16 protein-coding genes are annotated in these 15,111 nt (G+C 38.6%); 7 read left to right on the forward strand and 9 right to left on the reverse strand.

The genetic code is table 11. The annotated features are described in order from the left end of the window. Nucleotide 1 precedes the first annotated feature (1 nt). Complete coding sequence (locus tag F981_RS17370) at nucleotides 2–1,621, forward strand: oleate hydratase (protein WP_004723746.1); 1,620 nt, start codon at nucleotides 2–4, stop codon at nucleotides 1,619–1,621. Nucleotides 1,622–1,710: 89 nt separating this feature from the next. Here the strand turns inward: F981_RS17370 and F981_RS24000 are convergent, their stop codons facing one another. From F981_RS24000 to F981_RS17390, 5 genes are all read right to left on the reverse strand, one after another. Then, nucleotides 1,711–1,884 (reverse strand): NF038215 family lipoprotein, encoded by a 174-nt coding sequence (locus F981_RS24000; RefSeq protein ID WP_004723748.1) that lies wholly within the window; start codon nucleotides 1,882–1,884, stop codon nucleotides 1,711–1,713. A gap of 106 nt (nucleotides 1,885–1,990) precedes the next feature. Then, nucleotides 1,991–2,554: a hypothetical protein gene (locus F981_RS17375; protein WP_004723750.1), complete on the reverse strand. Its 564-nt coding sequence runs from the start codon at nucleotides 2,552–2,554 to the stop codon at nucleotides 1,991–1,993. Between the two features lie 56 nt (nucleotides 2,555–2,610). Continuing rightward, nucleotides 2,611–3,372, reverse strand: a complete 762-nt coding sequence (locus F981_RS17380) for a class I SAM-dependent methyltransferase (RefSeq protein ID WP_004723751.1) — start codon at nucleotides 3,370–3,372, stop codon at nucleotides 2,611–2,613. A gap of 98 nt (nucleotides 3,373–3,470) precedes the next feature. Next, nucleotides 3,471–4,115, reverse strand: a complete 645-nt coding sequence (locus tag F981_RS17385) for a hypothetical protein (RefSeq protein WP_004723752.1) — start codon at nucleotides 4,113–4,115, stop codon at nucleotides 3,471–3,473. Nucleotides 4,116–4,444: 329 nt separating this feature from the next. Further along, the gene (locus tag F981_RS17390; protein WP_004723753.1) at nucleotides 4,445–5,116 is read right to left on the reverse strand and encodes a D-Ala-D-Ala carboxypeptidase family metallohydrolase; all 672 of its coding nucleotides are present in this window, start codon (nucleotides 5,114–5,116) and stop codon (nucleotides 4,445–4,447) included. 209 nt (nucleotides 5,117–5,325) lie between these two features. On the opposite strand from F981_RS17390, the gene F981_RS17395 reads away from it, so the two are divergent. From F981_RS17395 to F981_RS17415, 5 genes are all read left to right on the forward strand, one after another. Continuing rightward, nucleotides 5,326–5,874: a TetR/AcrR family transcriptional regulator gene (locus F981_RS17395; RefSeq protein WP_004723754.1), complete on the forward strand. Its 549-nt coding sequence runs from the start codon at nucleotides 5,326–5,328 to the stop codon at nucleotides 5,872–5,874. Between the two features lie 11 nt (nucleotides 5,875–5,885). Then, a complete protein-coding gene (locus F981_RS17400) occupies nucleotides 5,886–7,538 on the forward strand; it encodes an MFS transporter (RefSeq protein ID WP_004723756.1) in 1,653 nt (550 codons plus the stop codon). 75 nt (nucleotides 7,539–7,613) lie between these two features. Next, nucleotides 7,614–8,741, forward strand: coding sequence for an HlyD family secretion protein (locus F981_RS17405; protein ID WP_004723758.1), 1,128 nt, complete (start codon nucleotides 7,614–7,616; stop codon nucleotides 8,739–8,741). Nucleotides 8,742–8,922: 181 nt separating this feature from the next. After that, the gene (locus F981_RS17410; RefSeq protein ID WP_004723760.1) at nucleotides 8,923–9,786 is read left to right on the forward strand and encodes a 1-aminocyclopropane-1-carboxylate deaminase/D-cysteine desulfhydrase; all 864 of its coding nucleotides are present in this window, start codon (nucleotides 8,923–8,925) and stop codon (nucleotides 9,784–9,786) included. An 80-nt stretch (nucleotides 9,787–9,866) separates the two neighbouring features. After that, on the forward strand, nucleotides 9,867–11,066 hold the full coding sequence (locus tag F981_RS17415) for a BaiN/RdsA family NAD(P)/FAD-dependent oxidoreductase (RefSeq protein ID WP_004723762.1): 1,200 nt from the start codon (nucleotides 9,867–9,869) through the stop codon (nucleotides 11,064–11,066). A 168-nt stretch (nucleotides 11,067–11,234) separates the two neighbouring features. Here the strand turns inward: F981_RS17415 and F981_RS24005 are convergent, their stop codons facing one another. The 3 genes from F981_RS24005 to F981_RS17420 form a co-directional block, all read right to left on the reverse strand. Then, entirely contained in the window at nucleotides 11,235–11,387 is a 153-nt protein-coding gene (locus F981_RS24005) for a hypothetical protein (protein ID WP_004723764.1), read from the reverse strand. A gap of 145 nt (nucleotides 11,388–11,532) precedes the next feature. Continuing rightward, complete coding sequence (locus F981_RS24010) at nucleotides 11,533–11,697, reverse strand: hypothetical protein (protein WP_004723765.1); 165 nt, start codon at nucleotides 11,695–11,697, stop codon at nucleotides 11,533–11,535. Between the two features lie 83 nt (nucleotides 11,698–11,780). Continuing rightward, on the reverse strand, nucleotides 11,781–13,403 hold the full coding sequence (locus F981_RS17420; protein ID WP_004723768.1) for a mechanosensitive ion channel: 1,623 nt from the start codon (nucleotides 13,401–13,403) through the stop codon (nucleotides 11,781–11,783). A 534-nt stretch (nucleotides 13,404–13,937) separates the two neighbouring features. Between F981_RS17420 and F981_RS17425 the strand changes: the two genes are divergently transcribed. Continuing rightward, nucleotides 13,938–14,360 (forward strand): hypothetical protein, encoded by a 423-nt coding sequence (locus F981_RS17425; RefSeq protein WP_004723771.1) that lies wholly within the window; start codon nucleotides 13,938–13,940, stop codon nucleotides 14,358–14,360. Between the two features lie 108 nt (nucleotides 14,361–14,468). Here F981_RS17425 and F981_RS17430 read toward each other — a convergent pair whose 3' ends face one another. Then, nucleotides 14,469–14,918, reverse strand: a complete 450-nt coding sequence (locus F981_RS17430) for an ABZJ_00895 family protein (protein ID WP_004723773.1) — start codon at nucleotides 14,916–14,918, stop codon at nucleotides 14,469–14,471. Between the last annotated feature and the right edge of the window lie 193 nt (nucleotides 14,919–15,111).

Genomic DNA, 15,111 nt, shown 5'->3' on the forward strand with positions numbered 1-15,111 from the left:
AATGCACAACAATAAAACCAACCGCTTAGATGCAAGCCAAGCACATTTGTGGATCATTGGCGGTGGAATTGCTGGAATGGCAGCTGCCGCATTTGCCATACGTGATGCCAAAGTACCAGCTAAAAATATTCACATTCTCGAAGAGTTAGATGTCTCAGGTGGTTCAATGGATGGCGGTCACATGCCACATGCTGCACAAGCATGGGTTACCCGTGGTGGGCGGATGCTGACAGATGAAACATATTTATGTCTTTGGGACTTATTTTCGAGTATTCCATCCTTAGAAAATCCTGAAATTTCTGTTCGTGAAGAATGTCGTGAGTTCAATCAACAAGTCAAAACCCATGCACAAGCCCGTTTAATTGATGCGCAGCATGTGATTTCAGATGCCGCTAAACTGGGTTTAAATACACGCCATCGTGCGCAAATGTTACACTTATTGGCGGCGAAAGAAGAAAAAATTGGCAGCCGCCGTATTGATGAATTTTTCGATGAGACCTTCTTTGAAACAAACTTTTGGCGTATGTGGCGTACGACATTTGCCTTCCAAAAATGGCACAGTGCAGCAGAACTTCGTCGCTATTTCTTACGTTTTATCCAAGAGTTACCACGTATTCATACCCTCGCTGGGGTAAAAAGAACCAAATACAACCAATATGATTCCATGATTTTGCCGCTACAACGTTGGTTGCTTGAACAAGGCGTAGATGTTCGTTTTGGTAATTATGTGACAGATGCAGACTTTCAAACCGATGATGTAACCCTAGAACGTCGTGCAACACGCTTGTATGTCAACCTTCCTGAAGGTACTGAGCAAATCAACCTTCAAGAGAATGATCTTGCAATATTTACTTTAGGTTCAATTACAGCAGATTCTCGTTATGCAGGGAATGATGATATTCCAGCGCTTATTCGTGATCGACTTGATCATGGTTGGACCTTATGGGAAACCCTTGCGAAAAAAGCACTGGACTTTGGCCGACCAATGACCTTTTATGGCAACATTGATGAACATAAATGGGAGTCTTTTACACTCACCATGAAAGACGATGTTCTGTTAAATCGCATCATTGATTACACAGGCAACCAGCCAGGTACTGGGGCACTGATGACTTGGTTTGAATCTGGTTGGCATTTATCGATTGTGGTGCCAGCTCAACCGCATTTTGCAAATTTACCAGAAGGCACCTTTACCCTCTGGGGCTATGGTTTCCAAATTGATCAAACAGGTGACTACATCAAAAAACCGATGTCACAAGCAACAGGCAATGAAATACTCACTGAACTGATTCTACAACTCGGCTTTGATGACATTCTTGAACATGTTCTAGCAAACACTATTGTAACAACAGCCATGATGCCTTATGCATCAGCTTTATTTGCTTGCCGTAAGCCTGGTGACCGCCCACAGGTTATTCCACAAGGCTCACAAAACTTCGCATTCTTGGGACAATTTGTTGAAATTGAAGATGATGTGGTTTTTACAGTTGAATATTCTGTTCGTGGTGCCATGATTGCAATTTATGAGTTCTTTGACGTAGAACGTGAAATTCCTGATATCTATAATGGATTACTTGATCCTAAAGTCGGACTAAAAGCTTTAGAAACTGTTTTTCATTAATTCATTTAAAATCAACTGAGTTAAATTGAATTAAAACCAAACGAGTGCATCCTCTTTTGATGCACTCGTTTTTATATTTTGAATAAAAATCAGGGTTGTGAATCCACTGAACGAACACTGAGACGATAGTCTTTTTCATACACAGGCATACCAGCGATATGGATTGAACGAACTTCAGTTTTTGTTGGTGTAGGTGGTTTCTTTTCACACCCAACCAAAAATACTGCAAGTATTACACTCAAACTGATGGATAGCTTTTTCATGGCATCTCCTCCATTTTTTGTTTTATTTATAGTTCGAGCATAACAGTTCTGATTAAAAATACAGCTATTTTTTATTTCAAAAGGTGTCTATCTCTATAGAAAGTTGCTATACCTCACAAGGATCTATCATTAAAACAGTTTGATCTTCACCATTTTTATTTTTGTAACGATAGTGAAAGCCACCATTTCCATCAAATTCCATGTCACTAAAATATTGAAAAGCATCTACGCTTACAGACTCAATTTTAGAGTATTGCTCTGGTTGAAATTGAATTTTATTTAAAACTTTTGCAGTAAATACTTTTTGGAAAATAATCGTAGGCGCATTTTTTAATTCAAATCGGGCGATACACTCAGTGTTTTCATCCACAGCAACAACGTTGTCTAAAGCCTGAACGATCCCCGCCTTCGAGATGAAAAGACTATGATGAACATTAAAGGTATAGCCATAGCTTAAATGCAAGAAATCCTCGGTTTGGTTTTCAACATTTAAACCACGCTCCCAGTCCATGACCAAAGGTAATCTATAGTCATCGCCTTCATAGAGTACAAAATCACAATGATAATTTGCATCTTCATCACATGTTTGCTGAATGACTGAAAATTGCCCTATCTTGGCCACTATTCGATGAATCTGCTCAGCATAACTACTGCTGGAATAGACCATCATGCTAAATAATATCGGAAATATTGTATTGATTATTTTTTTTGACATCAGATTTCTAATCAAGTTTTACTCAATACCAAATATACAGCTTCACTGGTAAATGTGCCATCTTGCTGAATCTGATAATACTGTTGTACTTGATCAGCGGCTTTGGACTGCAAATAGCGAATGGTATTGATGCCCTCTACTGGTGTTTGCATACGCTCCACCCAACTTTGAAAATTTAACTTTAAACTTTGCTTTTCAATGGTTTCTACCTTAAAGCCTGCTTGTTCTACGATTTGTACCCATTCCGCCAAACTATAATTTCGAACATGGCTTGGATCACGAATGGTTTCTATGGTCTGAATAAAGGTGTCTAAAATAGGGTTAGAGTTGCCAATAATATCAAACAGGATCACTTTGCCATCAGCACGTAATACACGATAAATTTCATGAATTGCTTGAGTGATACTTTGCCAATGATGCGCAGAATAACGACTGATCACACAATCAAAATGCTCAACAGGAAAATCCAATTGCTCTGCTGCACCAACCTTCCCTATGACATGATCGAATCCCTTTTGTTGAGATTGCATGGTCACAAGATTGACCATTTCAGGCGTAATATCATAGGCAATTACTTGCTCAATGAATGCTGCAATCTGATAAGTGACATGCCCACCACCGCAGCCTAGATCCAAAACTCGTTTGAATTGATGCTGTTGGATTAAATTTTGCATTTTTTCAAACTCAATGCCTTGTGCATGTACTTGGCTATTTAAGTATGCTTCTGATTTATTTTGATATTGTGCCTGATTAACTTGCTGTTGAGTGGTCATTGTCGTGTCCTCTTGTTGAATAAAACGACAATAGACAACTCAATTCAAAAATAAAAATGATGAATTTTAATAAAATTAATAACTTTATTTTATTTATATTAACTCATGATCACCCGATAATCAGACTGACAAGGGTTTTGAATGATAACATCCTGTACCCCCATCTCGTTTCCGATCTTGATATTATAGTTAAATGAAAAATCACCATTATCCTCAAAATTTGCCGTTGCAGGATAGTTCAGCTTTTTAAACTGTGGCACTTTGTTGTTGAGCACTAAACGTACCCGAAAATCAGGAATACTATAAAATACCAATGAATTTGGCATATTTTTTAAATTCGATTCAAAAGTTACAAAACAACTTTGCTGCCCATTCATCGCAAGAAAACTGCCATAATCTTTTTGTTGATTTTTATCGTTAATCACAGTGAGATTATACTCACTTCCTGTTAGCCCCAACAAAAAACCCATTAAATTTGGATTAAATTGATAAACATTTGCGGTTTTACTCCATTTTTCCATTAATACCTGCTTCTTTCCTTTAGCATCATAGAGTACATAGTCACAACTAGAACCATACTGAGTGCAAGACTCTTTTTGAATTTTCAGTTTTCCTGCACGCCCCAATACTTCGTATTCAGGGTCAACTTCGACAGCAGCATCAGCTTGCGCAAAAGCAGAATAACTACTGAAAAAAGGCAGAGCAAATAAACAACCCTTTATTAGGGTCTGTAGACATTTCATAAATGGCTTGCGTTGTAGGTTAAAATTGAGCAGTCAAGGCAGGAAACGAAGAGAATAGCGAGACTATTTTCGAGTTTCATAACGTAGGCTGAGATAATTTTAGCCACAACCCTTCGGGACTAGCGTGTTTTTGACGTTACGTCGTTACAAACTACTCATTTAGAATGACTAAATTTCGTATTTCGCGCCTAGTATCGTCTAAAAAACACACGTAGTCGCAAACATAGACGAATTGTCAGCAGCCCCTATGTTCAACATACATAACGTTCCCAATCTCTCAACATTTTTTAATATAGATTCAAGTTCAATTCTTGCTCAAAAATACAATTTTAACTTTTTAGACACGGCGAACTTTTCGATTTAAAGTCCTTACCCCAAGTACGATATCCTTGGGTATCAATATGATAGCGATTATTACCATAAACACCTAAACCCATTTTATAACTTTTGCCTTCCACTTGCCAAAAATGACACATTTTTTTAAGCAATAATTCGCGATCTTTTTTAATGGTTTCTTTGGGTGATAGCACATGAAAATCAACGGCATAATTACTTAAATGCTTACTTTTTTCCGCCCCACCTATGCATTTATTTAATTCAGGGGCACGATAGATTGCTGAAATCGTATATGTTTTAAAATATTCATTTCGATTTAACTTTTCCACCAATTGCAAACTACTCACCACATTTTTCCAAAAGGCTTTAGGTGGAATGGCAAAACGTTTTGAGTAACACTGTTCTGGCATATAGTTTCGGCTGGTTGTCAGCTCCATCAGACTAGGCGGATGTTTTAAATACTGCGACATAAACTGATAATAATCTGCCAATAATTGGGGGTCTTGTTGCGCCTTCCAAAGCTTGAATTGTTGTTCAATCTGATGATCTGATGATTTTCTTGAAGATGCGGCCTGATCTGCTTTTTTCTCAGATGGCGTACAGGCATTTAACACCAATACACTGATGCAGCAGATCGAAATAACAATATTTTTAAAAATTTTCACAATTTCAGCACACTTATTGTTTTATTTTAAAGGGTAAATATTTAGAAATCTAAACCTATTTATACGATTTATTAATCATTGACCTAAGTCATTCTAACCAATCTCATTCACTTTAAAGCTGCTATTTACAAAAATCCACAGAGTTAGCAATTTACAACGGACAAAAATGTCCGTTAAATATCAGAATAAAATTTAATGCAATTTTCCCTATGCGTATACGTCAAAAACAAGCGGCACAAAATCGCGAAGATTTGCTCAATGCTGCACTGAAAATATTCCGTAAACAAGGGATTCGTGCGCCATTACAGCTCGTGATTGATGAAGCTGGCGTTGGACGAGCAACCTTTTATCGTAATTTTCAAGATCGCCGTGAGTTAGTCATCGCCTTGATGGAACAAGCATTAACTCGTCTAGATGAACGGGCAAAAAGCTTTTCAGAATATCCTGACGGTTTGATTCGGTTAATTCGTAATCATGTCGAGAATCTGCCTTATCTCACCGCATTGATGGAATATTGGCGTGTGATTGATCGTAATGACCCAAGTATGGTGGATATTTATCAACGGCGTGACGCAATTCTTCAACCGCTGATTGATCAAGCCATTGCCCATCATATTTGCCGACCAGATCTCACCCCAAAAGATTATGCGCTAATTACCGGTATTCTAAGAGCTTCCTTTCAAGGACTAACCGATGAAGAACAGGTTCAACTGGCCACTCGTGCAGTTGACTTACTGATTGATGGCATCAAGGCATAATTGAGGCAATTATGGATAAATCGCCACGTTTACTTGAACCTGCCCCAGATTGGACACCTGAAGAACGTCCAACATTACCAGGCTCGCCTGCGGCTATTGCACATCCAACACATAAGAAGCTGATTTATTTTTTTATTGGCCTGTTTGTTGCGATCTCAGGTAGTTTAAGTAATGGTTTTATTACCGCAAATTTACCACTTATTCAGGGTGAATACTCGCTAACGCCTTCAGAGGCTGCATGGATTCCCGCAGCTTATGTGATGGCAAATATTAGTTCCAACATGATTCTATTTAAAGCTCGGCAACAATATGGGTTACGGCTTTTTTCTGAAATTGGTTTAGTGCTTTTTATTTGTGTGTTGGTGCTGCATATCTTTGTGCACACCTTTGAAATGGCATTGTTTGTCCGTGTGATCAGCGGTTTGGTTGCCGCCCCCCTGAGTTCTTTAGGCATGTACTACATCATGCAGGCCTTTAAACGAGAAAACTTTGGGCGAGGAATTTATCTCGCGCTGGGCTTTCAACAATTGGGTATTCCACTGGCATGGATCATTTCCCCATCTCTGGTCGATGTAAATGACTGGATTGTGCTCTATACCTTTGAGTTGGGTTTAGCGATATGTTGTTTGGCTATGGTGGTTTCTTTAAAACTGCCGCGTAGCTTAAGAATCGAAGTCTTTGAAAAACAGGATTTCTTTACTTTTGCCTTACTCGCACCTGGCTTTGCCCTGCTATGTATCGTCCTGACCCAAGGCCCAATCCTTTGGTGGTTTGAAGTCAAATGGTTAGGGTATGCCTTAATTGCAGGATTCTGTCTTATTATTATCGGACTGACTTATGAACATTACCGTGTCAATCCGCTTATCATTACCCGTTGGCTAGGTTCAGCCACCACACTTAAATTTGTGTTTGGTGCGTTGGCGATTCGCTTGCTCATGTCTGAGCAAAGTTACGCGGCTGTTAACTTTTTAAAAACTATGGGCATGGGACCTGATCAGTTCGTTACCTTGTATAGCGTGATTTTTCTTGGCATTGTGCTCGGCACTGTTTTTAGCGCCATGACCTTTAAAAGAGAGCGCATCTCATGGCACTTGGTCGGTGCTGTGGTCTTGGTTCTTATCGCCTGCGCTTTAGACTATCACCTCACCAGTGATGTACGACCAGAAAACTTTTACCGCAGCCAATTTATCGTTGGCTTTGCCAGTGGTATGTTTATCGGACCATTGTTGCTGACAGGGATTATTAACGCCTTACAAAAAGGCCCATCACACATGGTCACTTTTGTGGTGTTGTTCTCTGCAACACAAAGCTTTGGTGGTTTAATTGGAAATTCATTCTTTTCAACCTATCAACAATTACGCACCCAAAATTATCGGGCTGAAATTGTCAGTGACTTGTCACCCACTGATCCATTGGTGGTGCAACGACTTGCAGCCTATCAGCAAGCAGCCAATAAATATACTTTAGATGCATCACTCGAACAGAACCAAGCTTATCGCAATTTAAACCAGATTGTGACACGAGAAGCGCAAGTGCGTGCCTATAATGATGTGATTGCATTAAATGGAATTTTCGCCATTTTACTGTTGATTTGGAGTAGTTTTAATATTGCTTGGACACGCTATCAACTCAAAAAACAGCAACAGGTCCTCAATAGCAGTTAGACAGATCTCAGGCTATTCCGAAATCAGATGATCCATGATGTCACGCTATGTATTAAAAAATATTTGAGAATTCTTATGTCGCAAGATCAAAAACCAACAGAGCAAGCAGCAGTTACACCACCACAAGCACCTGCAACAGCAGCAGCGCCACCACCATCCAGTAAGCTTATCCCAACTGCAAAAAGAACATTGCTGTTGATGCTCTTGGTCTTGTTGGTGGGGATTGCTGTGATTATGCGCGCATGGAAAATTGGCCCTTTTGATAGCAGCATAGAATCCACCGACAATAGTTATATCAAAGGCAGAACCACAGTTTTATCTTCTCAAATCAATGGTTATGTCAAAGATGTATTGGTGACTGATTTTGACCATGTCAAAAAGGGGCAGCCGTTAATGCATATTGATACCACAACCTATGATCAGAAAGTGACTCAAGCTGAAGCAGGTGTTGATCAGGCCAATACCACTTTAGCCAATCAAACCCAAGCGATTGAACAACGCAAAGCAGATATTGTGGCTGCACAAGCCAAAGTTGAACAAGCCAAAGCAAGTTATGAACTTTCAACAGCACAACTCAATCGTTATCAACAATTGGGAAATACTGGCGCAACCTCTAAAACAGAACAAGACAAAGCGGCTGCGGATGTAAAAAATAATTTAGCCTTACTCAAACAAGCGGAAGCCAATGTATTGGTTGCTCAAGAAGTGTTAAAAACAGCTCAAGTGGCTCAATCGGGCTTAAAAGCACAAGTCACCAATGCCAAGGCACAATTTGATCAAGCGGTAACGACAAAAGACTACAGCGTGATTGCAGCACCGATGGATGGACAGTTGGGCGAAGTTACTCCTCGTGTGGGACAATATGTTGCAGCTGGTACCCAGTTAATGTATCTAATTCCGCAACAAACCTGGGTGATTGCCAATTTCAAAGAAACACAAATTGCTGATATGCACATCGGGCAAAAAGCAACATTTACGGTAGATGCTATGAAACATCAAAAATTTACTGGCCGTATTGAACAGATTTCACCTGCTGCAGGTGCTGAGTTTAGTGTGCTTAAGCCTGACAACACCACAGGTAATTTTACCAAGGTCGTACAGCGTATTTCTGTGCGGATTGCTATTGATCCCAATCAAAAAGGTTTAGAATTTTTACGACCGGGGATGTCTGTGGTGACTTCTGTCGATACCAACACTCAATGATCCGCCTAAGTGAAAAGCTTGAGTTAAAAAGGCTTGAGTTAAAGCCTAGAAATTTATCCCCAATAATAGACATGAAACTCAATCAAACCTGTCTTGCTTTACATGTTTGATTAGAATATCTTGAACAGGCTTAATTCAAAGCAAAGCTACTCATATACCCCCATTCAGTTAAAAAATCAGCATGTTTGATCATATTGCCCAAACTATTCCCTACCAAAGTTTAGATTTTGCTGGATCTGTTCAACTTACAGTTAAACGGCTTGATCTAATCCATCCACAAATTTCTGGCAATAAATTTTTTAAACTCAAATATAATTTGATTGAAGCACGTCAGCTTGGCCTAAAACACATTCTGACTTTCGGTGGTGCGTATTCCAATCATATCGCTGCCACAGCCTATGCAGCACAGTTATTTGGATTTAAAAGCATCGGGATTATTCGGGGCGAGGAGTTAGCGCATAAACCGCTCAACCCTACTCTAACGACAGCACAGCAGTTGGGCATGCAGCTAGTTTTTGTTTCACGTGAAAAATATAGACAAAAAAATAATCATGACTGGATCGATGAATTAACACAACATTATCCAAACACTTATATTATTCCTGAAGGTGGAACCAATGAGCTTGCTATACAAGGTTGTCAGGAAATTTTAACGACAGAAGATTTAAATCATTATGATGTGATTTGCTGTGCGGTAGGAACAGGTGGCACAATCACTGGGCTGATTAACGCCAGTTCACCACAGCAGGAAATTTTAGGATTTTCAGCACTTAAAGGTGATTTTTTACAACAAGATGTCAGTCAACTCACCCATAAAAGCAATTGGAAAATACTGGATGATTATTGTTTTGGGGGCTATGCCAAAACCACTGCTGAATTACTTAGCTTTATAAACAACTTTGAGCAACAATATCACATTCCGCTTGAACAGATTTATACTGGAAAAATGTTTTATGGAATTTTTGACTTAATTTCAAAAGGTTACTTTGAAGAAAATGCAAAAATTTTGATCCTGCACAGTGGTGGCTTGCAAGGACGTAGCTAAATCTCATCAGTTTATAATTGTCCTGAAAATTACTTTAAATTTGTCTATAATCCCCTGCTCAAAGTTTCCATGAGTGTGATATGTCTTCTAACCAATATGATGTGATTGTCCTCGGCGCGGGTGCTTCAGGTTTAATGCTTGCGGCAAAAGCAGCTGCTCGAGGTCGTAAAGTCTTAGTGGTTGAGAAAGCCAATAAAATTGGTAAAAAAATCCTCATGTCAGGTGGTGGTAAATGTAACTTCACCAATCTTTATGTTGAGCCTGAAAATTTTATTTCACATAACCCACATTTTGTCATCTCTGCCCTGACGCGTTATACCAATTGGGACTTTATTGGGATGGTCTGTGAATATGGCATTGACTATGAAGAACGCAAACATGGACAACTGTTTACCTTAAATGGCGCAAAAGAAATCTTAAGCATGCTGCTCAACGAATGTGAAAAAACACATCATGTTGAGATTAAAACCAGTTGTGAAGTCAAAGCGATCAACACGGTTGACGAACAGACTTTTCAAGTCGCCACCAATTTAGGCTATTTTCAGGCTGAATCTGTTGTTGTTGCATCAGGTGGCTTATCTATTCCAACATTGGGTGGCTCTGGCATCGGCTATGAAATTGCCAAACAATTTGGTCACCACATCTATCCTACACGCGCAGGTTTAGTTCCCTTCACTTTTTCAGATCAATTTAAAGAAGTTACCACTCGTTTAAGCGGCAATGCAGTTGAAGCAACACTATCTAACGAACTGATTGCATTTACTGAAGCATTGTTGTTTACACATCGTGGTTTAAGTGGTCCAAGCTCATTACAACTTTCAAATTATTGGAATGCAGGACAAGCATTCCATATTAACTTTTTACCAAGTCTTGAGCTGTTTGATTTTTTAAAGCGCAAAAAGCAAAGCCAACCCAAGGTGTTAATCAGAACCTTACTGACTGAACTTTTACCGAAAAGTGTGGTGATTGAACTACAAAATCTCATTTGGTCCGAGTGGGCTGAAACGGCGATTGGGCAATTAAGTGATGAAAAACTTGAAACGATTGCCAATAAACTACAGCAATTTGAAGTCAAACCCTCTGGTACTGAAGGCTATCGGACTGCAGAAGTCACTTTAGGCGGTGTTGACACCACTGAAGTTTCATCAAAAACCATGGAAAGTAAAAAACAAAAAGGTTTATTTTTTATAGGTGAGATCTTAGATGTAACTGGTCATTTAGGCGGGTTTAATTTCCAGTGGGCATGGGCTTCAGCACATGCAGCTTCAGAATATGTCTAATTTAAATTGATCAATAAAGATCTTTTATAAATCAAAAAATGATCATGTGGAGTGAATCATTTGGGTATTGAAAGCGCCTTCTCTCGCTGGGAGAAGGCTAGGATGAGGACACTTTTATGTTGTTTTATGGTTTTAAAACGAACTTATGAAAGAAGTCTAATAGAAAGCTTATTCCAGATAATCTGTTTTAAATAAGATAAGTTGATTCTGAATTTGCTGCTTCTGGGTCACACGTTGAATCGCCAAATCCATCGACTTTAGATCATGGTTTTTTGCAAATAACGACTGATGAATTTTGTGTAAAAAATAGATGATCTTCATTTCAATTCCTTTGAAAATGATATTTATCAGATGAGTGTGTTTTATATTGCCTACATATTCACCCATTCAATCTAGACAATAAATCATCTGATGTCTATCTGTTTTCTATAAAAAAACCGATAAAATTCATGCTTTGCGAACACAATCACTCTTGAGATTTGTTTTGAGATTCATGTTGTTGCTTAACAATTTCTGATGGCTGCTTTTTCGGTTTTGCAAACACAAATTTATAAGCGCTTGCTAAAAAACCCACAGTGATTCCTGCAATCACAATGGGTGCAATGAAATTATTTGGCTTTTTCTTAGACATCTCTATTCCCTCTCACTTTTGACCTAAAAATAAAAAGATCGATCAAGCATCAATCCTGATCGATCTTTAAAAGAATTTAAATGTTAATTCGGGTCATCTTTGTCCTGTTTCAATGAATCAGTAAGTGACTTGTACTCATTTTCAATCGCAGGGGTATCCGCGGTTACTTGCGTAGCATCTGTGCCACTTGGCTGTGATGAATAAGTATTTTCTTGCTTTAATGGATTCGGTTGATTTGCCTCTTTCTTGGCTTTATCGATTAAATCCGTTAAAACGCGTTCTGCAGGTTGACGTCCACCTAGACCAAAGGCCAATGCAAAAGCAACTGCCACAGAACCCAAGGTTAAGCCAAAAGCAAGATTAACGATCGAATCGGCAATTCCCATGGCTTTTAAACCCATTGCAATCACCAGCCCCATGATCAAAACACGAACCAAGTTGCCTAACCATCTTGAGCTATTGTACTCACCACGCTGTACCACATTCGCCACGATATTGGCCAACCAGAAACCGATCACCAAAATCACTGCGCCTAACAAAATGTTGGCACCAAAGTAAATAAACATTGAAATCAAATGACTAACTTGCTCAAAGCCCAGTCGATTTGCCGCTTCGGAAACAGCAAATAACATGGTAAAGAAAACAATCAGATAACCAATGATACAAGAAACTTTCGTGTCACCTAAAAAGCGTTGCAAATCTAATTTTGCAGGAATTTCATCAACACCTGTTCCAGCAACAACTTCTGAAACCAAACGCCCCACAAAACGAGACACCACATAGGCCACAATTAAAATTAATCCGGCTGCAATAATATGTGGAATTGCATACATGATTTCACCCAGCATTGCGGTTGCTGGTTGTGAAATAGCCTGTATACCAAGTGCTTCAAAAGCCACAATTAACGCAGTAATCATGACAACGGCAAAAACAAAAGAGCCTAAAAACTTCGCTAAACCTTGGTTTGAGTTTTTAAATAGCCCTACTTTTTCTATTTGGGTTTGTAAATTTAGACTGTTGATTAAACCCTCAACAATCCCGCGCAGGATTTTTGCCAAGATATAACCGACAAAAACGATGACACCCGCAATGAAAATATTTGGTATATAAGAGACTGCCTCATTCAGCATGTTCTGCACTGGAAGCAATAAGCCTTGCAAACCTAAAATTGATAATACAATTGGTAGGAACAGCAATAAAATTAGCCAGTACACAATATCAGCGATATTCTGACTGATCGGACTGACCCCAACATCGGCACTTAATTTTTCATCAAGTTGAGTCCGATCCAAGGCTTTTTTTAAGCCGACTTTAACCAGATTTGCCACAATCCAGCCGATAAACCCGATGGCCACGGCAGCCAGTAATTGTGGAATAAACAATAAGAATTGCTGAATCATTAAACTAAATGGGCTGCTTACGCTGGTAAGATTCAGCACATTTAATGCACCAATCACCGCGATCACCATCACCACCCAAAAAACAATTCGAGAAAGAATACTTTCAATATTTGAACGATGACCTGTTGCTGAAGACAATTTTGTATTTGTACCTAGTTTTTCTAGGATTTTTTTAATTCCTGCTGCAACAATCAGTGCAATAATCCATCCCACAATAAGGATGGCAACAGCGGCGAGAATCGGGTGGAATTGATCCCAATAATACATGGCATCAAATCTCCCCCTTGTTTGTAAAATTTCATTCATTTTTATTTCCTCAAGTTATAGATTTATAACAATCTGAGCGTGCTCAAATGACTTTAAGCAACATTCTTTATTTGAATTGGATACTTGATGAATTACTCTTCTACTTTATCTATTGCTTATATAACGAGCAAATTTAACTGCATAAATACAACAAAAGCATGCAAAAATGAAAAACTCCAGCTTTGCAGCTAGAGTTTGTCTGATCAATATAATCTTTATAGATGATAGATGGGATTAAACCCAATCGGCGATCATGTAAACAAGCAAGGAAACAAGAAATAACCCCACAAGAATAAGCATATAAATGGGTAAGCGATTCTTATGCGTTATATCTTCAGTACTTGTTACATAAGATGGTTTATTGAAATCGTGTTTCATGACGTCCACCTCCATCGAATTGATGTATTTTTATACTAACAGGCTATTTGTGATCAGTGTGTAAAAATATTTTAAGCAAAAGTAAATTTTAATTCGAGCAGTTCTTGATAGATAAATGAGCTATAATATGTACCCCATTTTTTGGCTATTGTAGATATGGCTTATCAACGACAAAGTGTCGGGTTGGACTTGGACACTGATGTCACGCATCAATGCTTCACACATACCTCAAGAGATGATCATCTCATTGGAATTATTGAATTTAACAAGCCAAGTTATATTCTAAAATGGGGCGATTTAGAGTATTTCCGTCGCCGTACAGATGAATTGTCGGTCATGCCGTTCCCAGAATGTGTCAATGCAATGATTATTGATATTCGCAATGTCGTACCATTTCTGGATAATGAAGTTCCAATCGTGCCATGGCGTTTACTTGAAGAAGACTGCCCGATACGACTTGTTGTTCCTCAAGATCGTTTAGAACATTATGCAGGGATCTTTGAACCAACGTGGTTAACCACAGACATTGAAATTGCGATTCAAGAATTACGCGAATTTATGGATATGTTCGTACACTAACAGCATATCCATAGCTTAAAAATAAGATTTATTTTTTGCTTATTTGTATTGATACAGATTTCATCAATGACTTTGATTTCTCAAAGTAAAGTCAACAATTTAAACAGATCATTGACCAAACATTTTAACTGCCATACGCTGCGCTTGCTTTCCATAAAACCAATAGGTAATTAAATATAAAGGGATTGCCAACATCAACAACATGATCAATGCAGTGAGCAAAAATTGAGTATTTTGCAGATACATCACAAAAGTTTTCCACACTTCTGGATCATTTTGAGAAAAAAACCAAACGCCCGCAAATACCCCAAGTAAATTATAGCCCCAAAATATTGCAGTATAACCAAGGGTCAGTTTTTTACGCTCTTGGTCTGTAGGTGCACGGCGTTGTTGTTTGAGAAAACGATATAACACGATAATCATCGCAATCAAATAAGGTATTGCGGTTAACACGCCAGCAATTTCATTGGGCAGTAATGCTGCTAACACACCTGCAACCATGGTCAAGACTAAACAAAGCAGCAAAAACCACAAAAAATATTTGTTTAAAGACACCATGACGACAGCCTAGATTGCATAAAGAACAATATTATAATTTTTTTTCAACTTTTTTTCATTTTCTTGTCAACCAATTTGAAACTGTTGTCGTTATATAAGTATAAGGTCTGCAGCAACCAAATTGATTGCACGGCATCCGCAAAGAAATTTGGAGACCTTCTCTCAGAGAAACTAAAAACTTATGCTTCTTAAG

This window comes from Acinetobacter guillouiae CIP 63.46 (genome assembly GCF_000368145.1).
Lineage (GTDB): Bacteria > Pseudomonadota > Gammaproteobacteria > Pseudomonadales > Moraxellaceae > Acinetobacter > Acinetobacter guillouiae.